We start from the raw sequence: 22,794 nt of genomic DNA, 5'->3' as shown, positions 1-22,794 counted from the left end.
TGACTGAAACGCAGTGCTGCACGAAGTACGGAATGATTGTGTTAGAATACCGTCACTTTCTTTCTGGCTGATAAAAAACGCCCGAAAATCTTTTATTGAATAAGCTGAGAACAGCTTTGGAGTCCGAATGAGTAACTGCGATTTTACCACTGAAGCCAATGTCGAAACGCTGGCAACGGAAGTGGCCTGTCTTAAAGCCACCCTGACTCTTATGCTGAAAGCGATCGGTCAGGCTGATGCTGGCAAGGTCATGCTGAATATGGAAAAATTTGCTGCTCAGATGGAAGATGAAAAACAAGCCAATATATTCAGAAATTCTCTGCAGCAGATCAAATTCGCCTACCGCCAATAAGCTATTTGAGCCTCTGCTTCCCAGGCCTGTCCCCGCGGGGGCCTGACATCTTTTTTTCCCCGAGGTCCCCGGTTCTCAATATCAATATCCATCTCCATCCTGATTTACAGCCCGATCTCTGCTAAAATTAAACTCCGCGTTCTCCAGCAGACTTTTGCTCCTATAACATGTCTCAAACAGGAAAAATGATGAGTGAGAAAAATAGTGACAACAAAACTAAAGCCGATGAAGTGCATATCAGCGATGGTCTGGCAAAACTGCACGAAGTCGCCGAGCTAATGACCGAAGAAGAGATACAGCAAAAAGCAGAAGAAGCCAAACAGGCCGTGGAAGACGCTAAAAACAACCGTCCAGCATAAGCCTATCCGTCAGCGGTTAGCTTCGGGCTGTCTGGGAACGGGCAGCCAACTCTTTTAGCCGTAGCTTTTGTCGGCAACCTTCAGTCCGGAAAATCTCGCCCGATGCATATCTCCCCTCTCGCCCCTTTCCAGTCGGTAGCCACGCTTGCTATTGAGTACCAGCATGGTGAATACGAACCCCTGCACAGTCATGACTGTTCTCAGCTGATTCATACCCTGAGCGGCGTAGTGGAAATCAGTACCGCATTGGGCATATGGATAGTGCCTCCGGGTCGGGGCGTATGGCTTCCGTCCGGGGTAGAGCACAGTCTACGTTTTATCGGTGGAGTTCGAGCCAGAACACTCTTTGTTGACCCTCTGGCCCGCGCCGATTTGTCTGCGCAGTGTCAAGTTGTGCAGATTTCGGCACTACTATGCGAGCTAATTTTGGTCTCCCTGAGCGTTCCCACTGACTATTCCAGCGGCGGGCGTGATGAACGCATCATGGAATTGTTACTCGATGAACTGCGCCTGTTACAGGAGCTACCGCTGCATCTGCCAGAACCCAAAGAGAGACAGTTGCTCGAGATCTGCCAGCACATTCGCAACGATTTATCTTCCCACTGGGAGCTCGAAGAGGTGGCGGCACAACTGGGTGTTAGTGGCCGGACTTTGTCGCGCCGTTTTCAGCGCGAAACAGGCCTGCGTTTTAGTGATTGGGTAAGGCGGGCAAAATTGCTGGCAGCGTTACAAGCGCTGGCGACAGGAACATCAGTGCTCGATATAGCACTGGCACTGGGCTATGACAGCCCCAGTGCCTTTAGTGCGATGTTTAAACGCACCCTCGGCGTGTCACCCAGCGATTACTTTTCGCTTGAGCTTCCTCTCCCGGCATTTAATCCCAAAAGCTGAGCTGCTGCATTAAACAGAGCCTGTAACGACGCGCTGGAAACATCGCTGTCAATACCAACGCCGTAGCGCATCTCACCCTGCTTACGCTGACAGCTTACATAGGCTACGGCACGACTATGGCTCTGATGCCCCAGCGTATGCTCATGATAATCACCAATCTCAAACTGCAGATCAAAAGTGCGGCTCAGGGCGTCAACCGCGCCTGATAGCAGGCCGTTCCCCGTTCCGGACAACATTTGCTCATGTCCCTGATAGTTCACCCGCGCACTGAAATGATAGGCACTTTTTTCATCACTGCGAATGTCATATCCCAGCAACTTTATCTGCGGCTGATCTACCAGCCCGTAACGCTGGCGGAATAAACGCCACACATCACTGGTGCTCATCTCTTTACCGGTGGTATCGGTCTCGCGCTGTACGGCTTTACTGAACTCAATCTGCAAGCCACGCGGTAACGTCAGACCATGATTTTGCTCCAGCAACCAGGCCGCACCACTTTTGCCGGACTGGCTGTTAACGCGGATCACTGCCTCATAGCTACAGCCAACATCGGCAGGATCGAGCGGCAAATAAGGGACTTGCCAATACGCGTCATCGCGGCTGTTTTGTGCAGCGAAACCTTTTTTGATCGCATCCTGATGCGATCCTGAAAATGCCGTAAACACCAGGTCTCCGGCATACGGATGACGCGGATGTACAGGCAGCTGATTACACTGTTCAACCACTTCGACGATCCCCTGCAAATTACTAAAATCCAGTCCCGGCGCCACTCCCTGGGTGTATAAATTCAGCGCCAGTGTCACCAGATCCACATTGCCGGTACGCTCTCCATTTCCAAACAAACAGCCTTCCACGCGATCGGCTCCGGCCAACATTGCCAACTCAGCGCAGGCGACACCGGTCCCCCGGTCATTGTGCGGATGAACACTTATAGAGACCTGCTTGCGGCGGCTGAAATGACGGCAGAACCACTCAATCTGGTCAGCATAAATATTGGGCGTACTGACTTCCACGGTAGCGGGTAAGTTGATGATCATTGGACGCTGAACGTCCGGCTGCCAGATATCCGCTACCGCTTCGCAAATCTCCAGCGCAAAATCGAGTTCGGTAAAACAGAAGGTTTCCGGAGAGTATTCGAAAATCCATTGTGTTTGTGGATTCTGTTCACACAATTGGCGAATCTGTTTTGCACCACGCACTGCCAGTTCACGCGTGGCGACTCGGTCTTGATTAAACACCACGTCGCGAAAAATCGGCGCGGTAGCATTATATAAATGCACAATGGCGCGAGGAACATCCTTCAGTGCCTCAAAGGTACGTTCAATCAGATCCGGCCGCGAGGGCGTTAAGACCTGAATACAGACATCATCAGGAATGACTTTGCCGTCGATTAACCCACGCACAAAGTCAAAATCCGTTTGTGAAGCCGAAGGAAAAGCCACTTCAATCTGTTTAAAACCGCAGCGAACCAGCAAATCAAAAAACAAACGCTTACGTTCATTATCCATCGGCTCGGCCAACGCCTGATTGCCATCACGAAGATCGCTTGAACACCATTGCGGCACCTTGTTTAGCACATTCCCAGGCCACTGGCGGTCGGACAAGTTGACGGGAGGAAACGGACGATATTTCTGCGAAGGGTCGGCTAACATGGCAATGCTCCATTCAATGCTGCTAACGTCATGCTGCAGCCTGAAAAGAGTATGCCGTAATCGAAAGACGCCTGCGCCTTGCTAACTGACATCAACCCGTGCGTAACGGACAGACAGTCAACAAAGGCCATGGGAAAGGAGGCATTACTGGGCTATAGATGATCCATAGCCCGCGGGATCACTCTTCTTCTGCGTGATCAGCCACAAACTTAGTGACTTTCAGCAAGCGGTCAAAATGGGCCAGGATCATATCCACGTCAGATTGCAAAATCTCCTGCGAGGACTGTGACGCGGCTAACGCAGCGCTATGGATGTTAGTCGACAGATCGTCCGTCTCCTCTTTACCCACCGAAAGCAAAAGCGCAGCAATCAATAGAGATTGCGCTTCAACCTGAGCCACCAGCTCTTTGGATTCCACTTCAACTTTTGATAGTTTGATCAGCACATCGATCATCAGATTCTTCATTTACGCACCCTTGGTTAACTCTGCAAAATCGAAAATAGCACTGAATGTTTTGGCGTGGTAGCCGAGGCTGTCACACCTTGATGATATAATATCAGCCTCACTTTTACTGCCTGATCCTGATGAGAAACACAACGGTGCCCCCAGCTTCTTCAACCTATGCTAAGTTGAAGATATACCGACGGCAAACAGCGCAGTACCGTCAGAGGAGGAGCCATGATTTTTCAGAAAGGCAGTATTGTGAAGCATCAATCAGGCGAGATAAAAGGCGTCATCGGCAATATCTTTGAGCCTCTTTCAGGCGAGGTATCCTATTACATTTCGTGGGGAGATAGCACCATCAGCCTGCATCGCGAAAGCGAAATTCGTTGGGCAAGTGTAGACACTCCTCTGGAGATTAAAAATTTCTACGAGAAATAAGTGCCAATATTAAGTAATATTACCGTCCTATATAAGCAACCAAGATAAGCCATTCATGATAATCAAACCTAAAATTCGCGGTTTTATCTGTACGACCACTCACCCTGTCGGTTGTGAAGCCAACGTACGTGAGCAAATTGCCTACGTGAAAGCGCAGGGCAAACTAAAAGACGGGCCTAAACGCGTCCTGGTCATCGGTGCCTCTACGGGTTATGGGCTTGCCTCAAGAATTAATGCAGCTTTTGGTGCAGATGCTGCCACCATCGGTGTATTTTTCGAAAAACCAGGTAGCGAAACCAAAACCGGCTCCGCTGGCTGGTACAACGCAGCCGCTTTCGATAAAGCAGCCAAAGAAGAAGGTCTTTATTCCAAAAGCGTTAACGGCGATGCATTCTCCAACGAATGCCGTGACACCGTTATCGACCTGATCAAACAGGATCTGGGCAAAATTGACCTGGTGGTTTACTCGCTGGCGTCGCCGGTGCGTAAAATGCCGGATACGGGTGAAGTTGTACGCTCTGCACTGAAGCCTATCGGCGAACCGTACCAATCCACGGCGCTGGATACCAACAAAGACAAACTGGTTTCTGCCGTGGTTGAACCGGCCAATGAGCAGGAAATCGCCGACACCATCAAAGTGATGGGCGGACAGGATTGGGAACTGTGGATGGACGCCCTCGCTGATGCGGGCGTGCTGGCGGATAACGCTAAATCTGTAGCCTATTCCTATATTGGTACTGAACTGACCTGGCCGATTTATTGGCACGGTACGCTGGGCAAAGCGAAAGAAGATCTGGATCGCGCCGCGCACGCTATCGACAGAAAATTGAAAGCCACAGGCGGTTCAGCCAACGTGGCGGTATTGAAATCGGTGGTCACCCAGGCTTCCGCTGCTATCCCAGTGATGCCGCTTTATATCTCTATCGTGTTCAAAATCATGAAAGAGCAAAGCATTCACGAAGGGTGTATCGAACAAGTTCAGCGCCTGTTTGCGACCAAACTGTATAACGGTCAAACGCCGGAAACCGACGACCAAAACCGTCTGCGTCTGGACGACTGGGAACTGCGTGAAGACGTGCAAAAGACCTGTGGCGAAATCTGGGCACAAATCAATGATGACAACATCTATGAATTGACCGATTACAAAAGCTACAAACAAGAGTTCCTGCGTCTGTTCGGCTTTGGCCTGAAAGGCGTAGATTATGACGCCGATGTCAGCGCTGAAGTTCATTTCGAAGTTATCGAATTAGTCTAAGTATTCATCATCGACAAATTTGTAAATCTAAGAAGCCTGCGTAATTGCAGGCTTTTTTATAACTCCGCCGAAGGCAATCAAGGGGTTATTCCTGCGCGCAGGGATGGCTGAATTCACTTTAGCCGCTGCTACCGCAGACAACTCACGCTGACGAATAAGCCGTGCCAGCGACTGCGCATCAAAATTAAGGATCGCGTTCATGGCTGCTCAACCTCACAAAGTAAGAAATACTTAACGGGCTTATGGATACTGACTTGAGTACCCGTTTTTAGCCGGTTAATTTTTCTTCTTATCAGGGATAGACCGTCAGAATAGGAGGTTTTTTTCGGTGTGCTAGCGGTTCACAAAATATCATCCGAAAAGCTGATTGCCGGGAAAAAAATAGAAATAAGGAAATGAGCGTCGATGGAAATACAGCATGGAAGGCGGGTTTAATTAGCGCAGTGATAGAAGACTTTCGTTTTCATGATTTGCGCTATGCATGGACAAACGGGTTCGTTCAATGCGGGGTTTAATTATCTGCACGGCAAGAAAGGGCGATATGGAGTCAACAGAAATGGTTCAGAGATAGGCTTATCTCTCGCTAAATCGTTTAACTCACACAACACTCAAATAGACGTCATATTTGGCAGGAACGGCTCAAATATGTCTCAAGGGATAATGTAGAGGCAAAAAATATAATGTAACTCTTTGAAATTGTTGGTGGGTCGTGCTGGGTTCGAACCAGCGACCAATTGATTAAGAGTCAACGGCTCTACCAACTGAGCTAACGACCCAACGCGAAGGATTATTCTCCTCTGACCATCAGATGTCAAACTTTGAACCAATTTTTTGCAGTCACTTCCCCTCGTTATTGTGATTTCTATCACACCGAAACAAGGTATTATTGTCCGCTCTGATGTCAAAAATCGATTAATTAACACTCACACACCACGCATGTAAAAATTACTATACGTTTTACTCGGTCTTAATTTTCATGCTGGTTATAATAAGCGAGATTTTAACATTACCATTACAGCGCTCAGCCCAATCAAACGGGGGTAAATGACAGGTGTAAAGAGAGCCACTCAGAGCTCAAAAAACGATAAATGATAGTGACAGGGTTGAATCATGTCGCTACAAAGCGCAAACAGGAATCAATACAACATGCAAGAAGAGACAAACATCCTCACAAAACCGGAAGCCGAGAGCGCAGACAGCCTGCGGCGTAACCTCAGTAACCGGCATATACAACTTATCGCTATCGGTGGCGCCATTGGTACGGGTCTGTTTATGGGCTCGGGGAAAACCATCAGCCTGGCCGGCCCTTCCATCATTTTCGTTTATATGATCATCGGCTTTATGCTGTTTTTCGTGATGCGGGCGATGGGCGAACTGCTGCTCTCCAACCTCGACTACAAATCCTTCAGTGACTTCGCCGCCGACCTATTAGGTCCGTGGGCCGGATATTTCACCGGCTGGACTTACTGGTTCTGCTGGGTGGTCACCGGGATTGCCGACGTGGTGGCGATAACCGCTTACGCCCAGTTCTGGTTCCCCGGGCTGTCACAATGGATTGCCTCTCTGCTTTGTGTTGCGGTTTTACTGAGCCTGAACCTCGCCACCGTGAAAATGTTTGGTGAGATGGAATTCTGGTTCGCGATGATTAAAATCGTTGCCATTGTCGGCCTGATCATTGCAGGGTTGGTGATGGTATTAACCCATTTCCAGACGCCAACCGGTTCGGTAGCTTCCTTCAGCAACTTGTGGAATGACGGCGGTTTCTTCCCCAAAGGCATCAGCGGATTCTTTGCTGGCTTCCAGATCGCGGTCTTTGCCTTCGTCGGCATTGAGCTGGTAGGCACTACCGCTGCAGAAACTAAAGACCCGCTGAAATCCCTGCCGCGCGCCATCAATGCGATCCCCTTGCGCATCATTATGTTTTACGTGTTCTCGCTGATCGTCATTATGTCAGTCACACCGTGGAGCTCAGTGGTGCCTGACAAAAGCCCGTTCGTGGAGCTGTTCGTTATTGCCGGTTTGCCCGCTGCGGCCAGTATTATCAACTTTGTGGTCCTGACATCTGCGGCTTCCTCCGCTAACAGCGGAGTATTCTCCACCAGCCGCATGCTGTTTGGTCTGGCACAAGAAGGTAATGCACCCAAGGCGTTTGGCAAGTTATCCTCCCGCGCAGTACCGTCGAACGGGCTGACCTTCTCCTGCATCTGCCTGCTGGGCGGTGTCGTGCTGATATATCTTATTCCCAACGTAATGACGGTATTCACGCTGGTCACTACGGTGTCAGCCATCCTGTTTATGTTCGTGTGGACTATCATTCTATGCTCGTATCTGGTCTATCGCCGCCAACGCCCGCAGCTGCATGAAGCGTCTATCTACAAAATGCCGCTCGGCAAGCTGATGTGCTGGGTTTGCATGGCATTCTTCGTCTTTGTGCTAATACTGCTGACCTTGCAGGACGATACCCGGCAAGCACTGATCGTGACTCCACTGTGGTTTGTGATCCTGGGAATTGGATATTGGTTGCGAAGCCGCAAACGTACAGCCTAACGATAGTGGTTTACTGCCAGCTGTTATCCGGTCTACTGCCCGGTTAGCCGCTGGCTTTTTGTTTCCAATCTTCTTACATCTCAAACTTATATCAACGTTCCCGCGGCATTTTCCCGTTAGAAAAAATGCTCTGGAACCGTTAGCACCGTTTCGCCCTGCCCGCTCATTCCAAAACTCATGTCAGAAAAATCAACAACCTGGCGAAATTCTCAGCAAACGAACGCTATTTTCACTTAACCCTTTGACATGCCCACGGTCACTCGATATTATTCGCCCCGTTCAAACGATTCCTCTGTAGTTCAGTTGGTAGAACGGCGGACTGTTAATCCGTATGTCACTGGTTCGAGTCCAGTCAGAGGAGCCAAATTAGAAAATCCCGCTTCAGGGAACTGAAGCGGGATTTTTGCTTTTTGTGGACATCTGGTATGAGCTAAGAGCGGACATCTTACCGCCTTCATCACTATTACCAACAAAGAGTACTGAAATATGGCTTAAAAATTCGATGTCTCAAAAAGTAGATGGTTAGTCTTGATGGGGTACTTTCAGAAAGTTCGATTTACTCAAAAACGCCCTTTTCTATCTAACCTTGGAAAGATAGGGTCTTAATACATCCACCAACATTGCACTTATTAACAATAAAGAAAAACCAAATATCTGTTTAGTAGCTAGATCTTCATTCATAAATACCGAGGCTATCATGACGGTAATAACTGGCGACAGCAATGTAGCATAACTTGCAAATTCAGCACTTTCGTTTTGTATCAAGTAAAACCATATATAAATTAGTTGGGGTTGGTATTAATTACTGATCTTGACAGAGCTTCGTTGAATACATCGAATTTAGATAACCGATCCCCTGTCCGCGACCCGATGCAATGTTGCCATCAGAAAACAGTGGGAAAGGTTAGTTGCTCGTAACAAAGGCGGGAAGTAGGCATTTATGCCGTCATGCGTAAGCTGCTCCAACTCGCTTATGGCGTGCTGAAGTCAGGACTCCCTTTTGACGCAGAAATTGCATTTGCAATGAAATGAGTGCCACGGTATCTCGATACGGTGTGATTTTTGAAAACGGCCGTCACTTTTTAAATTAAAATCAGCCCTTCAGCCACTACGCGCAACGCAGAACTGCTCCATATGAGAGCAATAAATGTCATCTTGTGGTGCAAGTTATTACTTTTATTTATAGGTTCGTTTACCTTCTTCTCATTAATTATCTAAAAATGTATAACATCAAAGCCCTGCCTGATTTCCTTCCGTGATTTCAACTATGGCGTAGTAATTGCTTAAACAACTTGTCTATACAGGGTTGCACATTAGGATTTTATTAGCCGTCTTTTTCTCTTACCACACCAAGCGAGGAAATTATGTCACCTTCTCAGACCTTAACCGGCTTCTTCAAAAGCAAACTGGCACTGGCCTGCTGCCTGAGCGTACTCGGTACCTTCAGCCTGAACACATCAGTACTCGCGGCCGCGGCGGAAGCCGGCACGTTCAAAATGGGGATCGAGCCCTGGCTGGGCTACGGCCAGTGGCACGTCGCACAAAGTCAGGGCATTTTTAAACAACAAGGACTGGAAAAGGTCGATATCGTTAACTTCGCCGAAGATAAAGACATCAACGCCGCCTTAGCCAGCGGCCAGATCGACGGCGCAAATATTGCCACGCACACCGCCATGGCGATGGTCTCAGCCGGTTTACCAGTCAAAATCGTGCTGTTGCTCGATCAAAGCGAAACCGCAGACGCCCTGCTGGTCGGTAAAGACATCACCACGCTCAAAGATCTGAAAGGCAAACAGGTGGCCTTTGAAGAAGGCACCACCAGCGACATTCTGCTGCACAGCGCGGTTAATGCCGCGGGGCTGAAATGGAGCGATATCACGCCGGTACCGATGCCCGCTGATTCTGCGGGCAGCGCGCTGATCGCCAAACGCGTAACCGCCGCCGTGACTTACGAACCGTACATTTCTGCCGCGAAAAAACAGGATCCGTCGCTGAAAATGCTCTACAGCGGGTCTTCTGACCCCGGTCTGATTGGCGATGTGCTGGTGGTCCGTGATTCCGTGCTGAAAGAAAAACCGGGGCAGATCGTCGCGCTGATTAAAAGCTGGGATGCCGCTCTGACCCATTATCAGGCTAATACCACGGCAGATCGCGCGATTATCGCCAAAGCCGTTGGCGCAACGCCTGCTGATCTGGAAACCGCGTTTGACGGCGTCAAATATTACTCGCTGGCGGAAAACAAACAGGTACTCAGCCACACCTTCGCTGACCAGACTTTTACCCACGTGTTGAAAGCCGCCACCGCCGCCGGTCTTATTCCTAAACCGGTGACCGCCGCTGAGGTGATTGACGCCAGCTTCGTGAACAGCCTGCCATGAGTTCGCGTCGTAAACCGCTCAACCTGATGGTGATTGGCCGCCTGCCGTCGCGCAAAGTGTTCGTCGGCATTGCGGTCACGCTGTTCATTATCCTGTTTATGGCCTGGGGACTGGCAACAAGCAGCGGCGCGATCCCGCCAATTTTTCTGCCCAAACTGACCGATGTCTGGCTGAAAATGGTTAGCCTGGCGCAGGACGGTACATTGTGGAGCGACATTAAAAGCAGCCTGTACCGCATCAGTATTGCCTTCGCGATCTCCTCGGTGATGTCGATTGTGATTGGCGTGCTGGCGGGCTGTTACGGCTTCTTCAAAGCGCTGACTGAACCGCTGGTGGATTTCATTCGTTATATGCCGGTGGTGGCGTTCGTGCCGCTGACTATTCTGTGGACCGGCACTGACGATGTGCAAAAATTCCTGATCATCTGGATTGGTACCTTCTTCCAGCAGGTACTGATGGTGATCGACGCCGTGAAACGAGTGCCTGGCGATTTTGTCGGCTTAGGCCGCACGTTAGGCATGCCGGATCGCAAGATCTTGTTCCGTATCGTCTTACCCGGCGCACTGCCGGGGATCTGGGACGCCCTGCGCATCAGTCTCGGCTGGGCGTGGACGTGGCTGGTGCTGGCCGAACTGGTGGCCTCAACGTCCGGGCTCGGTTACCGCATCGTGGTGTCACAACGTTTCTTCCAAACTGACACTATCATCGGTTACATCCTGCTACTGGGTATTCTGGGTTTAATCAGTGATCAGATCATGCGTGCCCTCGAGCGCGTGCTGTTCCGCTACAACAAGAGGCGCGTCTGATGTCGGTGTTAACCATTTCCCATCTGCACAAAAGTTTTCAGGTTGGCAAGCAAACGCGCGAAGTGCTGCATGACATCAGCCTGACGCTGGCGGATAACGAATTCGTTTCGGTGGTCGGTACGTCCGGCTGCGGCAAAAGCACTTTATTATCGATTGCCGCAGGGCTTGAAGACTACGACAGCGGCGACGTTCAGGTGGATGGCAAAACCATTCGCGGCGCGGGTATCGACCGGGGCGTGGTGTTTCAGTCATATACCCTGCTGCCGTGGCTGACGGCGCGACAGAACATTGAGTTCGCGCTAAAAGCTGCCGGATTCAGCCGGACCGAATGCCGTGAAAAAGCCGAACAGCATCTTGAGCTTGTTCAGCTGATGCCGTTTGCCGACGCCTGGCCTGCGGAGCTTTCCGGTGGCATGAAACAGCGTGTTGCCATCGCCCGTGCGCTGTCTTACCGCCCTAAAATCTTACTGATGGATGAACCCTTTGGCGCGCTGGACGCCATGACCCGCCACCAGATGCAGGAATTACTGACCGGCATCTGGGAGCAACACCGGCTGACCGTTATGTTCGTCACGCACGATATTGAAGAAGCAGTTTACCTTTCTGACCGCATTGTGGTGATGGGCCCCGGCACGATCGCGGCGACTTACGACGTGCCGTTACCGCGTCCGCGCCGTGAGGAACTGATCGCCAGCCCGGAATTCACCGACCTGCAACGCCAGGTTCTGCACACTATTCGCAGCGGCCATGCGCGCGCTGCACTGGCCTGATAACCGGAGATTGACCATGTCTGCACCTTTTCAAGCCGTAACTTTTCACGATCTGAGTGGTTCTTGCGAACTGCCCGCAGAGCTGTTCAAACGCACGGAAGCCGATTTGTCGTTTTTCACTGAACGCGTCGCGCCGATCATCGAAGCCGTACGTACTGAAGGCGACGCCGCCCTGCACCGTTTTGCGCGTGATTTCGACGGCGTCACCGCGCCGCATATGAGCATTCGGGCAGAAGACACGGAATTCGAAACCGCGTTTGAACGCCTCGATCCGAAAGTCTTGGAATCGATCCGTTTTGCCGTCGAAAATGTTCGCGCTTTCCATGAAGCGCAGAAACCGGAAGACATGTGGATGAAAGAAATCCGCCCTGGTGCATTCGCCGGTGACCGCCATGTCCCGATCGATTCTGTTGCCTGTTACGTACCGCGTGGCAAAGGCTCGTTCCCGAGCGTGTTACTGATGACTACCATTCCGGCCGTTGTCGCGGGCGTAAAACGCGCCATCGTGATCACCCCGCCGGGTCCTGACGGCAAAGTCGATGACGCCACCCTGGTGGCTGCGCGTCTTGTCGGCATTACTGAAGTCTATAAATGCGGCGGCGCACAAGGCGTGGCAGCCGTGGCATTCGGTACCGGGACCGTGCCTAAATGTTTGAAAATTGTCGGCCCCGGCAGCCCATGGGTGGTAGCGGCCAAGCGTCAGCTCTCCGGTCTTATCGACCCGGGTATTCCGGCCGGGCCAAGCGAAAGCCTGATCCTCGCCGATGACAGTGTGGATGGCGCACTGGCGGCGCTGGATCTGATCATCGAATCAGAGCATGGTCCGGATTCTTCGGCCTATCTGGTCACCAGCAGTCGTCGCGTGGCGGAACAGGCCATCGCTGCATTGCCCGGCTACTGGGCGCAGCTCGATGAAAAACGCGCCGGATTCTCACAGGCGGTATTGTGCGGAACCCACGGCGGCGTGGTACTGACAGATGATTTCGCCGCCGCCGTTGAATTCGTTAACCAGTACGCGCCGGAGCATCTGGAAATTCTGGCCGAAGAACCGATGGCCGTGATGGGAAAAATCCGCAATGCCGGTGAAATCCTGCTCGGTAATTACACGCCGATCACGCTCGGGAATTTCGTTCTCGGACCCAATGCGGTTTTACCAACAAACGGTGCGGCAAAAACCGTCGGGCCACTGTCCGTTTTCGATTACATGAAACGTATATCCGTGGGCTATGTCACACGCGAAGGCTATCAGCCGCTGGCCGATAAAGCGCACGCTTTTGCCTTGTACGAAGGATTCCCCGGCCATGCGCTGGCGGTATCGGCATTACGCACTGAGATCATCAACAAAAAAGGCCAATAACGATGAGCAATATGACGGGCAGTGAACCACTGGCCGCGCAGGCGCGTCAGTTAGTGCAGGCGGGAGAATGGCAACAGGCGGCGGACGTTCTGCGCCAGCTCATCGGCGAAGTCACCGGCGTGACTGCCGGTCAACTGACCATCAACCGCGACCAGTACAGTCTCAACTCCCTCAACGGCACCGTCATCCTCGATGATGGCCGCGCGCTTTTCTTCAAATATCACAATGAAGAAGGCGAGGATAAAACCATTGAGGAGTATTACAACGCGGAACTGCTGCGGGAAAACGGCTTTCGGGTGGACGTGCCGGTGTACGCCTGCGGCGAGACGGGACGTCAGATCCTGATGTACAGGTTGCGCCATGACCGGCGGATGGCGGACATCTGCCGCGATATTGAACAGCAACAGGCGTGGGATCAGGAAGCGGAAATCGAAGAGGCTCAGCGCCGCGCAGACCGCGATATTCTGATTCACACCCTACCGACACTCAAACCCGGCTCAGTCAGCGCGGTGGCGGCCGAACCTATCCATCAGCTGTTCTACCACCGGCTGATTTCAGCAGAAAACCCGGAAATCACCGCCGGTTTCGGTGGCCGCGTGGCCCGTTTTTATGTCGGAAAAACCTTCCAGCTGGAAGATGAAGCGCTGGAATGGCAGACACTGAGCAACCTGCGCTGGGTGATCAACGGCGTGACCTATCAGCACAGTCTGCGACAATTATTCAGTGAAGCCGGGATCCGGCTGGCTCCCGCGGCGCTGGCCGACCACGGCGTGATCATCGCACACGGTGACGCACACAATGCCAATGTCTGGTACGACACCACGGAAGAAATCCCGCAACTGGTCAGCTTCGACCCCGCGTTTGCCGGTCGTCATATTCCGGCGCTGCTGGCTGAAATCAAAGCCACGTTCCACAACATTTTTGCCCATCCGCTGTGGCTTTATGAGCCTTCACGCTGTGGCGAACTCTACAAAGTGACGGTGATGCGCCGCGGCGACACGTTATATGTCGATCATAACTGGCAGTTAACCCCGCTGCGCGCCGCCTTCTTACGCGATAAAGGCGAAGAATACTGGCAGCCGTTACTGGCGGAACTTGCCCGCCGCGGCTGGCTACCGCCCCACTGGCAGCGAATCTTCCGTCTCGCTATGTTCTGCTGTCCGACGCTGGTCCTGGATTTACGCGCCGGTGGGTTTAGCGGCCATACTCCTGCCAGTTCAGCGCTCGGGCTGTCCATGGCAATGATGCTGGGAAGCGAGCCGGTTGAATATACCGATGAATTCAGCGACTGGCTGGCGGGGATCAGCCCCGCAGGGAAACCGCTATGACCCCCTCTTTTTCCCTGCAACGCTTCTCGCTGCAAGGCAGACGCGTTTTGATCACCGGCAGTTCGCGCGGCATCGGTCAGGCACTGGCAGCGGGCATGGCGCAAGCCGGTGCCAGCGTGATCGTCAGCGGGCGTGATATCACCACGCTGAATATCGTCTGTGAACAAATCCGTCAGCAAGACGGTGACGCCACACCGCTGGTGCTGGATGTCACGCAGCCCTCCACCTTTACTGCCGCTTTCGCCTCCCTGCCCGTGCCGCCGGATGTGCTGGTCAACAACGCCGGTACCGAGCAGTTATGCCCGTCGATAGATGTCGACGAAGCGCTGTGGGACAGCATTCTGACCACCAATCTGAAAGGCGCTTTTTTCTGCGCTCAGGCCGCCGCACGTCTGATGGCGGAAAACGGCGGCGGCAGTATTCTGAACTTGTGTTCCCTGACCAGTCAGGTCGGTGTGCCTGGCGCCGCACCCTACGGCGCATCGAAATCCGCGCTGGTTGGTCTGACACATACGCTGGCGACGGAGTGGGCATCTAAAAATATCCGCGTAAACGGCATCGGGCCGGGGTATTTCAAAACAGATCTGACGGCTGAGTTTTATGACAACGCCGGCTGGTGCCAGCAGATGCAGGCAAAGATCCCACAGGGAAGATTTGGCGAACTGGATGATTTGATCGGCGCAGCGGTGTTTCTGAGCAGTTCCGCTGCGGCATATATCACCGGGCAGGTGCTGTATGTGGACGGAGGATATTTAGCGGGGATCTGATGTCAGACCGGACATCGAAGCAGTTCCCTCATTTCGGTCTTCGAGCCTAAGGTCTCGAAACGCCCGCACGATCTAACATTCAACGGCAGGATGATTTTCATCTTTTTAGAAAAATTGATTGGCGTGCTCAAAATTCAGCTGAACGGAGCGGCTTCGAGACCTATGGCTCGAAGACCGAGAGAAGGCAGTGCGAAGCACCTGGATTTGCGCCACTCGCTAATTCGTCGGAACATGTCCGTCGTGCCTGCGATAGCGCGCAGTGAAAGAGCCGGAGATTCTTAAGAGGCGCGGCGATAGGCGCCTCTTAAGGCCAGTTTGGGTGGCAACCCAAGGTTTTGGTTTTGGTTTTGATTTTGATTTTGAAATTAAAATTTCTCCCCTTTCCAAAGGGCATCAAACCAGATCCGCCATGGCCTCTACCCGCGAAATCGCCTCATACAATGCCCCTGCCGTCACATGTCCCGGCATATTTTCCATATCGGGCGCGTGCAGAGAGGCTTTCACGATGCTGTCGAGTTCTTCGGCATTCAGATCAGCGATTTCACTCAACCGTAGCGGAATGGCGCAGGCCTGCGCCAGTTTCACCGCTTCCAGCAACTCTTCGTCGCTGCGGTTTTCCAGCGCCAGCAGGCACAGGTTGCCGAAACCGACCAGCAGGCCGTGGCCGAATTCGCGGGTTTTATCGCAGACCGTGAAACCTTCATAGATGGCGTGAGACGCGGCGGCGTGCGCCCCGCTGCTCATCAGCGATGTCAGGCCGGCGAACATTAAAATAGCGTCGAGCACCTGATCCAGCTCAGCATTCGGTTTACCGGCGCGGACGGCGTCGCAGGCCGCAGGGCCATAAGACTCAATCAGGTCATAACAGATCCGGCTGTTGGCGCTGGAAGAACGAGAGACGCCACTCAGCGAGCCGTGATGACTGCTGATGGCGCGAAATTCATACCATTTTGCCAGTGTGTCGCCCAGCCCCGCCGCCAGCCAGCGCAGCGGTGCAACGGCCAGAATGTCGCTGTCGATGATCACCGACGCAGGTGCCTGTGCAAGCGGAAATAAATCACGGAAATGCCCGTCGTCGTGATAACGGATAGTCAGCGGCGTGACCGCGGCACAGGTCGCTGCAATCGTCGGGATCGTCACGACCGGCACGTTAGTTTCCGCGCCGACAGCCTTACAGGTATCCAGGGATTTACCGCCGCCCACACCAATCACAATATCGGCTTTTTTATCTTTGACGATTTTCGCCAGACGGCTGATATTGCCTTCACTGCTCTCACCACCAAACCACTCGCTGCCAACCAGTTCTACCGCGCAACCTCCCAGCTGATGGCGGATTTTATCCCCCACCGCAGCCAGCGACTGATGCCCACCAATCACCAGCGCACGGGTGCCCAACAGCGCGCAAATATCGCCAAGCTGAGAAATAACGCCGGGGCCGCGCAGGATTTGCGCCGGGAAGATAATATTCTGTGCCTGCATAACTGCCTCTCCGTAATTGTTGCCTCTGACTGGTTTGATGAACACTCTCTAAGGCTGCTTTAAATATTTCTTCAAACCGTTATGGCTGACGGCGCAATAAATGCGGCCCCAGCTGACTGACCGAGGCACAACCAAGCTGCGCGATTGTCCGGTCAACTTCCTGCAAAATAATCTCCAGCGCCCGTTGTGCGCCAGCTTCACCGGCTGCGGCGACGCCGTACAACATCGGCCTGCCGAGCAGCACCGCATCCGCACCCAGCGCCAGCGCTTTCACCACATCAGTGCCACGGCGGAAACCACTGTCGATAAGAATTGTCGCCTGCGCACCGCAAAGCTGGCGGATTTCAGGCAGCACCTCCATCGCACTCACTGATCCATCAAGCTGACGCCCGCCGTGGTTTGACAACACGATGCCATCAGCGCCGCTCGCAAAAGCAAGCCGTGCATCTTCCGGCGCCAGGATCCCTTTGATCAACAACGCGCCCTGCCACTGGCTGCGGATCCAGCGCAGTGTTTCCCAGTCCAGCCGCGTATCCATCTGCTGTGAGAAGTAACTCGCTCCGCCCGCACCACGTTGTTTATCCGCCGGAACATAAGGTTTCAGATTGCCAAAACCAGGCATTCCCGCAGGCTTTAACGTTCGCCAAACCCAGCCCGGATGCAGCGCAACGTCAATCATGCTCAACAGCGATAATTTCATCGGCCGCCGGTAATTGCGTTTATCTTTTTCGCGGTTACCAAAATGCACAGCATCGACCGAGACCACCAGCGTGGTACAACCGGCCGCTTTCGCACGATCCAGCAGGCCGGTCGTGACAGTCCGGTCTTTCAGCACATACAGCTGAAACCAATGCTGCGGCAGTTTTTGTGCCGCGATTTCTTCAATCGATGCGGTTGAAACCGTGCTCTGGATATAGCCGATACCGGCACGTTTAGCCGTGCGGGCCAGCATCGCATCCGCGCCGTAACGTAGCATGCCGTTATAACCAGTCGGCGCAATCAGTAATGGCGCAGAAAGCCGCTGCCCGCACAGCGTGACGGACAAATCGCGCTGGCTGGAATCGTTCAGCACCGGTGGAATAAAGCGCCAGTGGGCGAAGATCGCACGGTTATCTTTCAGCGTTTGTTCATCATCCGCCCCGCCTTCAACATAACTGAATGCAAAACGTGGCAAGGCGCATTTTGCCTGCTGGCGTAAATCGTCAATGTTCAGCGCAGCACGTTTCACGCTTCTCCCCCCGTCAGAATGCGTTTCAGGCTGTCGATAAACTGCCGGTTATCCTTTTCATTGCCGACGGACACGCGGATCCAGTTTTCATAACCGGTTTCACGCCAGGGTTTGATAATCACACCATAAGTGAGCAGGCGTTGTGCCAGTTCTGAGGACGGGCGGCCGCCATTGAAGAACAGGAAGTTAGCACGGGATGAGGCGACGTTAAAACCGAGTGCAGCAAGTTCGGCCGCCATGCTCTCACGTTGCGTTGTAACCAGCGCAATGCTGTCGCGGACATGCTGTTTATCCTGCAACGCCGCCATGGCTGCCACCTGTGCCGAACGGTTAATGTTGAAAGGCGTACGCACCCTGTCCAGCAAATTAACCAGTTCGGGATGACTGGCTAACCCGTAACCCACCCTCAACCCCGCCAATCCGTACGCTTTAGAAAACGTTCGCAGCACAATCCACGGACGTGACTGTTCAGCCAGCACGCGCAGGCTGTCAGGATATTCAGGGTCAGTTTCGCAATACTCGAAGTAGGCTTCGTCAATTACCAGCACGCAATCCGCCGGGGTGGCATGGATAATGCGTGTGAATCCTTCCCGGTTGAGCATGCAGCCCACCGGATTAGACGGATTGCTGAAAATCACCATTTTGGCCGGTGCGGACAGCGCGGTTTCCCAGGCTGCAACGTCAAACTCCTGCTGAGCATTAACGCCGACCATAGTGACATCGGCCCCCATCATGCGCGGGAAAATTTCATGCAGACCAAATGAGGGGATCAGCGTCACCACGCGGTCACCGGGGTTGAGAAACGCCAGCGCCAGCATGTGCAGGATGTCTTCAGAACCGTTGCCGATAACAATATTTTCGGCTGTCACGCCGGTCTCCGCCGCCAGCGCGTCACGCAGCGCCGCACTTGAGGCATCCGGATAAACAGAACTGAAGCAGGCATCCGCTTCTAGCGCAGCCACCACCTGCGGGCTGGCACCCAGCGGGTTTTCATTGCTGGCCAGTTTGGCAATATGGGCCACACCGTATTTTTTCTGCACGGCATCTGCCGAAAGACCGGCGTTATAAACGCTCAGTGACCGTGATGCCGGTCTTGCCAGGTTTTTCAGAACCTGTTGCTGGTTAACAAACGTCGTATCAGGAACTGCCAGATCTGAAGCCATTACTCACCTCACGCTGTTGTATGCTCCCGAGTATGCCGTAAATCAGCAGCGTTTTACGCCACTTTTTGCAGCATTTTCCGCATATTTTAGAAACAAAACGGGCAACGGTCTGCGCCACTGCCCGGGAGCATTGTTCAATTTAATTCCGTTATGAATTAATCACTTAACATGAATGCTTTCAGAGCATCGGCAGATTCAGATGATTGCGTTCAGCGCACTCCTGCGCCTGCTCATAACCGGCGTCAGCATGACGCATCACACCGGTTGCCGGGTCATTCCACAGCACGCGTTCAAGGCGGGCATCCGCTTCTTTGGTACCGTCCGCCACAATGACCATACCGGCATGTTGCGAGAACCCCATCCCGACGCCGCCACCATGATGCAGGCTGACCCACGTTGCACCGCCTGCGGTATTAAGCAAGGCGTTCAGCAACGGCCAGTCGGAAACCGCATCAGAACCGTCTTTCATGGCTTCAGTTTCACGGTTTGGAGAAGCAACAGAACCGGTGTCTAGATGATCACGGCCGATAACCACCGGGGCTTTCAGTTCGCCGTTACGCACCATTTCATTGAATGCCAGACCGGCAATGTGACGCTCGCCAAGCCCCAGCCAGCAGATACGTGCCGGTAACCCCTGGAAGGCAATGCGCTCGCGCGCCATATTCAGCCAGTTGATAAGATTCGCATTATCCGGGAACAGTTCTTTCAGTTTGGCGTCGGTTTTGTAGATATCTTCCGGATCGCCAGAAAGCGCTACCCAGCGGAACGGACCTTTGCCTTCACAGAACAGCGGACGAATATAGGCAGGCACAAAGCCCGGGAAATCAAAGGCATTTGTCACGCCTTCGTCTTTGGCAACCTGACGGATGTTGTTACCGTAATCAACGGTCGGAATACCCATTGCATGGAAATCGAGCATCGCCTGAACGTGTTTTGCCATCGACGCGCGCGCGGCTTTCACCACAGATTGCGGATCGGACTGACGCGCATCCTGCCATTTTTCCAGGCTCCAGCCTTCCGGCAGATAACCATTCAACGGGTCATGTGCTGATGTCTGGTCAGTGACAATATCCGGGCGCAGACCGCCTTCTTTGGCACGGGCAACCAGCTGAGGCATTATTTCAGCGGCATTGCCCAGCAGGCCGACAGAGATGGCTTTTTTCTCGGCGCAGGCTTTTTCAATCATCGTCAGCGCTTCATCAATGCTGTGTGCTTTGTAATCGAGGTAACGGGTACGAATACGGAAATCAATGCGCGATTCCTGGCATTCAATCGCCAGCACGCAGGCACCGGCCAGTACGCCCGCCAGTGGCTGAGCACCGCCCATGCCGCCCAGACCGGCGGTCAGGATCCATTTACCGCGCAGGTCGCTGTTGTAATGCTGACGCCCCGCTTCCGCGAAAGTTTCGTAGGTGCCCTGCACGATGCCCTGCGCACCGATGTAAATCCAGGAACCAGCGGTCATCTGGCCGTACATCATCAGGCCCGCTTTATCCAGTTCATGGAAGTGATCCCAGTTTGCCCAGTGCGGCACAATGTTGGAGTTGGCAATCAGCACGCGTGGCGCATCAGTATGTGTACGGAACACCCCCACCGGTTTACCGGACTGCACCAGCAGCGTTTCGTCTTCACGCAGTTTACGCAGGCTGTCGAGAATGCCTTCAAAAGCAGGCCAGTTACGCGCCGCCTTACCGATGCCACCGTATACCACCAGATCTTCCGGCCGCTCAGCGACATCCGGATCGAGATTGTTCTGGATCATGCGGTAAGCCGCTTCAATCAGCCAGTTCTGGCAGCTCAGTTCCGTGCCCCGTGGAGCACGAACAACGCGGGCAACGGCAGTTTTTTGTGGGGCGTTCATCGTCGTTTCCTTCTCTAAAATGGGTGTTTTATTCAGAAATTATCTGGCAAAAGTGATCAGGCAAAGCTCGGCAGCAGCGCTTCAATCGCCGCAGGCCAGTGTTCGCGGGAAGCCCAGAGACGCATCATTTCTACGTCCGGTGCCATCAGGCGGTCTTTCTCCAGAAACGCGACCTTTTCACGGATAGCTTTCATTTCATTCTCCAGCGTCACTGAACTTTGCACCGGACGATGGAAATCAATACCTTGTGCAGCGGCCATCGCTTCAATGCCCACCACCACGCTGGTGTTAAAGCACATCTCGCCCAGACGGCGGGCGGCGTAGGTTGCCATAGAGACATGATCTTCCTGATTCGCCGAGGTCGGCAGGCTGTCGACGCTGGCCGGATGCGCCAGCGATTTATTTTCTGACGCCAGCGCTGCAGCGGTAACCTGCGCAATCATAAAGCCGGAATTCACCCCGCCGTCATTGACCAGAAACGCAGGCAAACCGGAAAGCCCGGTATCGAGCAGCAATGCCATACGGCGCTCGGAAATCGCACCGATTTCAGCCACGGCCAGCGCAATAATATCCGCAGCAAAAGCCACCGGTTCGGCATGGAAGTTACCGCCGGAAATCACGTCGCCGTTTTCGGAAAACACCAGCGGATTATCGGATGCGGCATTGGCTTCGATACGCAGAATACGGGCGGCGTGATGCAGATTATCCAGGCAAGCTCCCATCACCTGAGGGACACAGCGGATGGAATACGGATCCTGAACGCGGCCGCAATCAGCATGAGACGTGACAATGTCACTGCCTGTCAGAATATCGGTGAGCGCAGCCGCCACGGCGATTTGTCCCAGCTGGCCGCGGGCTTCGTGTATGCGGGCATCCAGTGGTTTAACCGAACCTTTGATGGCTTCAAGCGACAATGCGCCTGCCACCAGTCCGGCAGAAAATACGCGTTCAGCTTCAAACAGGCCTGACAGCGCCAGCGAGGTAGAAACCTGCGTACCATTCAGCAGCGCCAGCCCTTCTTTTGGCTCGAGTTCAAACGGCTTCAGGCCGATGGTCGCCAGGCCTTCTTTCGCCGACATTTTTTCGCCCTGCGCAGTAACCAGACCTTCGCCAATCAGCATCAGGGAAAGGTGCGCCAGCGGCGCTAAGTCACCGGATGCACCCACGGAGCCCTTCTCAGGAATGCACGGATATACACCGGCATTGAACAGGGAAATCAGCGCATCAATCACCTCAATGCGAATACCGGAATGGCCGCGGGACAGGCTCAACACTTTAGTGGCCATCACCAGACGTACTACGTTATCCGCCAAATCTTTGCCGATACCGACGCTGTGCGACAACACCAGATTGCGCTGCAGTTCCGCCAGCCGTTCCGCAGGAATACGCGTTTGTGCCAGTTTGCCGAAACCGGTATTGATGCCGTAAACCACTTTCCCCGACTCAACAATGCGGGTGACCGTTTCCTGCGATGCCAGCACACCAGCACGCGCCTCCTCAGCCAGTTCAAGGCGGACATTGCCCTGATAAATCTTGCGCAGCATCGGCAAGTCAACATGACCTGGTTGCAGGCGGCAAAGGGTTAACTCGGTGGATGAAGAAGCCATAATCTATTCCTGTATAGACAAGTGAAACCGGAAGTAAACCCAGCTAAGGACTCAGCCCGCCGGGTGTTTATGCATTACATGACAAATCTAAAATCTATTGTGCACAGCGCA

The 22,794-nt window shown here is 53.3% G+C and carries 21 protein-coding genes and 2 tRNA genes; 13 read left to right on the top strand and 10 right to left on the bottom strand.

The window, feature by feature from the left end; all coding sequences use genetic code 11:
* Positions 1-127: 127 nt before the first annotated feature.
* From ACMV8I_RS02170 to ACMV8I_RS02160, 3 genes are all read left to right on the top strand, one after another.
* Positions 128-352 carry a DUF2594 family protein gene (locus tag ACMV8I_RS02170; protein WP_498863578.1) on the top strand — a complete coding sequence of 75 codons (225 nt, stop codon included), beginning with the start codon at positions 128-130 and terminating at the stop codon, positions 350-352.
* A 188-nt stretch (positions 353-540) separates the two neighbouring features.
* Entirely contained in the window at positions 541-711 is a 171-nt protein-coding gene (locus ACMV8I_RS02165; RefSeq protein WP_498863577.1) for a hypothetical protein, read from the top strand.
* 102 nt (positions 712-813) lie between these two features.
* Positions 814-1,602: an AraC family transcriptional regulator gene (locus ACMV8I_RS02160; protein ID WP_498863576.1), complete on the top strand. Its 789-nt coding sequence runs from the start codon at positions 814-816 to the stop codon at positions 1,600-1,602.
* On the opposite strand, the gene leuA is transcribed toward ACMV8I_RS02160, so the two are convergent.
* Both leuA and iraP read right to left on the bottom strand, forming a co-directional pair.
* Positions 1,554-3,254 (bottom strand): 2-isopropylmalate synthase, encoded by a 1,701-nt coding sequence (gene leuA / locus ACMV8I_RS02155; protein ID WP_498863575.1) that lies wholly within the window; start codon positions 3,252-3,254, stop codon positions 1,554-1,556. The genes ACMV8I_RS02160 and leuA overlap by 49 nt on opposite strands.
* A 178-nt stretch (positions 3,255-3,432) precedes the next feature.
* A complete protein-coding gene (gene iraP, locus ACMV8I_RS02150) occupies positions 3,433-3,720 on the bottom strand; it encodes an anti-adapter protein IraP (protein ID WP_498863574.1) in 288 nt (95 codons plus the stop codon).
* Positions 3,721-3,933: 213 nt separating this feature from the next.
* On the opposite strand from iraP, the gene ACMV8I_RS02145 reads away from it, so the two are divergent.
* Complete coding sequence (locus ACMV8I_RS02145) at positions 3,934-4,137, top strand: hypothetical protein (RefSeq protein WP_498863573.1); 204 nt, start codon at positions 3,934-3,936, stop codon at positions 4,135-4,137.
* Between the two features lie 55 nt (positions 4,138-4,192).
* The gene (gene fabV, locus ACMV8I_RS02140) at positions 4,193-5,392 is read left to right on the top strand and encodes an enoyl-ACP reductase FabV (RefSeq protein WP_498863572.1); all 1,200 of its coding nucleotides are present in this window, start codon (positions 4,193-4,195) and stop codon (positions 5,390-5,392) included.
* A 27-nt stretch (positions 5,393-5,419) separates the two neighbouring features.
* On the opposite strand, the gene ACMV8I_RS02135 is transcribed toward fabV, so the two are convergent.
* Positions 5,420-5,593: a hypothetical protein gene (locus ACMV8I_RS02135; protein WP_498863571.1), complete on the bottom strand. Its 174-nt coding sequence runs from the start codon at positions 5,591-5,593 to the stop codon at positions 5,420-5,422.
* A 499-nt stretch (positions 5,594-6,092) separates the two neighbouring features.
* A tRNA-Lys gene (locus ACMV8I_RS02130) sits at positions 6,093-6,168 on the bottom strand.
* A 370-nt stretch (positions 6,169-6,538) separates the two neighbouring features.
* Between ACMV8I_RS02130 and cycA the strand changes: the two genes are divergently transcribed.
* Positions 6,539-7,939 (top strand): D-serine/D-alanine/glycine transporter, encoded by a 1,401-nt coding sequence (gene cycA, locus ACMV8I_RS02125; RefSeq protein ID WP_498863570.1) that lies wholly within the window; start codon positions 6,539-6,541, stop codon positions 7,937-7,939.
* 288 nt (positions 7,940-8,227) lie between these two features.
* Positions 8,228-8,303, top strand: a tRNA-Asn gene (locus tag ACMV8I_RS02120).
* A gap of 212 nt (positions 8,304-8,515) precedes the next feature.
* On the opposite strand, the gene ACMV8I_RS02115 is transcribed toward ACMV8I_RS02120, so the two are convergent.
* Positions 8,516-8,716, bottom strand: a complete 201-nt coding sequence (locus ACMV8I_RS02115) for an EamA family transporter (RefSeq protein ID WP_498864696.1) — start codon at positions 8,714-8,716, stop codon at positions 8,516-8,518.
* A 587-nt stretch (positions 8,717-9,303) separates the two neighbouring features.
* Between ACMV8I_RS02115 and ACMV8I_RS02110 the strand changes: the two genes are divergently transcribed.
* Genes ACMV8I_RS02110 through ACMV8I_RS02085 form a run of 6 tightly spaced genes read left to right on the top strand, consistent with a single transcriptional unit; the run spans position 9,304 to position 15,345 of the window.
* A complete protein-coding gene (locus ACMV8I_RS02110; protein ID WP_498863569.1) occupies positions 9,304-10,317 on the top strand; it encodes an ABC transporter substrate-binding protein in 1,014 nt (337 codons plus the stop codon).
* A complete protein-coding gene (locus ACMV8I_RS02105; protein ID WP_498863568.1) occupies positions 10,314-11,123 on the top strand; it encodes an ABC transporter permease in 810 nt (269 codons plus the stop codon). Before ACMV8I_RS02110 ends, ACMV8I_RS02105 begins: the two co-directional genes overlap by 4 nt.
* The gene (locus tag ACMV8I_RS02100) at positions 11,123-11,893 is read left to right on the top strand and encodes an ABC transporter ATP-binding protein (protein WP_498863567.1); all 771 of its coding nucleotides are present in this window, start codon (positions 11,123-11,125) and stop codon (positions 11,891-11,893) included. The genes ACMV8I_RS02105 and ACMV8I_RS02100 overlap by 1 nt, the downstream gene beginning before the upstream one ends.
* 16 nt (positions 11,894-11,909) lie before the next feature.
* Positions 11,910-13,250 (top strand): histidinol dehydrogenase, encoded by a 1,341-nt coding sequence (gene hisD, locus ACMV8I_RS02095; protein ID WP_498863566.1) that lies wholly within the window; start codon positions 11,910-11,912, stop codon positions 13,248-13,250.
* 2 nt (positions 13,251-13,252) lie between these two features.
* Positions 13,253-14,578 (top strand): hypothetical protein, encoded by a 1,326-nt coding sequence (locus ACMV8I_RS02090; RefSeq protein ID WP_498863565.1) that lies wholly within the window; start codon positions 13,253-13,255, stop codon positions 14,576-14,578.
* A complete protein-coding gene (locus tag ACMV8I_RS02085) occupies positions 14,575-15,345 on the top strand; it encodes an SDR family NAD(P)-dependent oxidoreductase (protein ID WP_498863564.1) in 771 nt (256 codons plus the stop codon). The genes ACMV8I_RS02090 and ACMV8I_RS02085 overlap by 4 nt, the downstream gene beginning before the upstream one ends.
* A 393-nt stretch (positions 15,346-15,738) precedes the next feature.
* Here the strand turns inward: ACMV8I_RS02085 and ACMV8I_RS02080 are convergent, their stop codons facing one another.
* From ACMV8I_RS02080 to hutH, 5 genes are all read right to left on the bottom strand, one after another.
* On the bottom strand, positions 15,739-16,824 hold the full coding sequence (locus ACMV8I_RS02080) for an iron-containing alcohol dehydrogenase family protein (RefSeq protein ID WP_498863563.1): 1,086 nt from the start codon (positions 16,822-16,824) through the stop codon (positions 15,739-15,741).
* A 79-nt stretch (positions 16,825-16,903) separates the two neighbouring features.
* Positions 16,904-18,052, bottom strand: coding sequence for an alpha-hydroxy acid oxidase (locus ACMV8I_RS02075; protein ID WP_498863562.1), 1,149 nt, complete (start codon positions 18,050-18,052; stop codon positions 16,904-16,906).
* Positions 18,049-19,215, bottom strand: coding sequence for a histidinol-phosphate transaminase (gene hisC, locus ACMV8I_RS02070; RefSeq protein ID WP_498863561.1), 1,167 nt, complete (start codon positions 19,213-19,215; stop codon positions 18,049-18,051). Before hisC ends, ACMV8I_RS02075 begins: the two co-directional genes overlap by 4 nt.
* Before the next feature lie 178 nt (positions 19,216-19,393).
* Positions 19,394-21,076: a urocanate hydratase gene (gene hutU, locus ACMV8I_RS02065; protein ID WP_498863560.1), complete on the bottom strand. Its 1,683-nt coding sequence runs from the start codon at positions 21,074-21,076 to the stop codon at positions 19,394-19,396.
* A 56-nt stretch (positions 21,077-21,132) separates the two neighbouring features.
* Positions 21,133-22,683, bottom strand: a complete 1,551-nt coding sequence (gene hutH / locus ACMV8I_RS02060; protein WP_498863559.1) for a histidine ammonia-lyase — start codon at positions 22,681-22,683, stop codon at positions 21,133-21,135.
* Positions 22,684-22,794 lie beyond the last annotated feature (111 nt).

The organism is Ewingella sp. S1.OA.A_B6 (genome assembly GCF_049889095.1).
In the GTDB taxonomy this organism is placed as follows: Bacteria; Pseudomonadota; Gammaproteobacteria; order Enterobacterales; family Enterobacteriaceae; genus Ewingella.
This window is presented reverse-complemented; position numbering and strand designations above follow the sequence as displayed.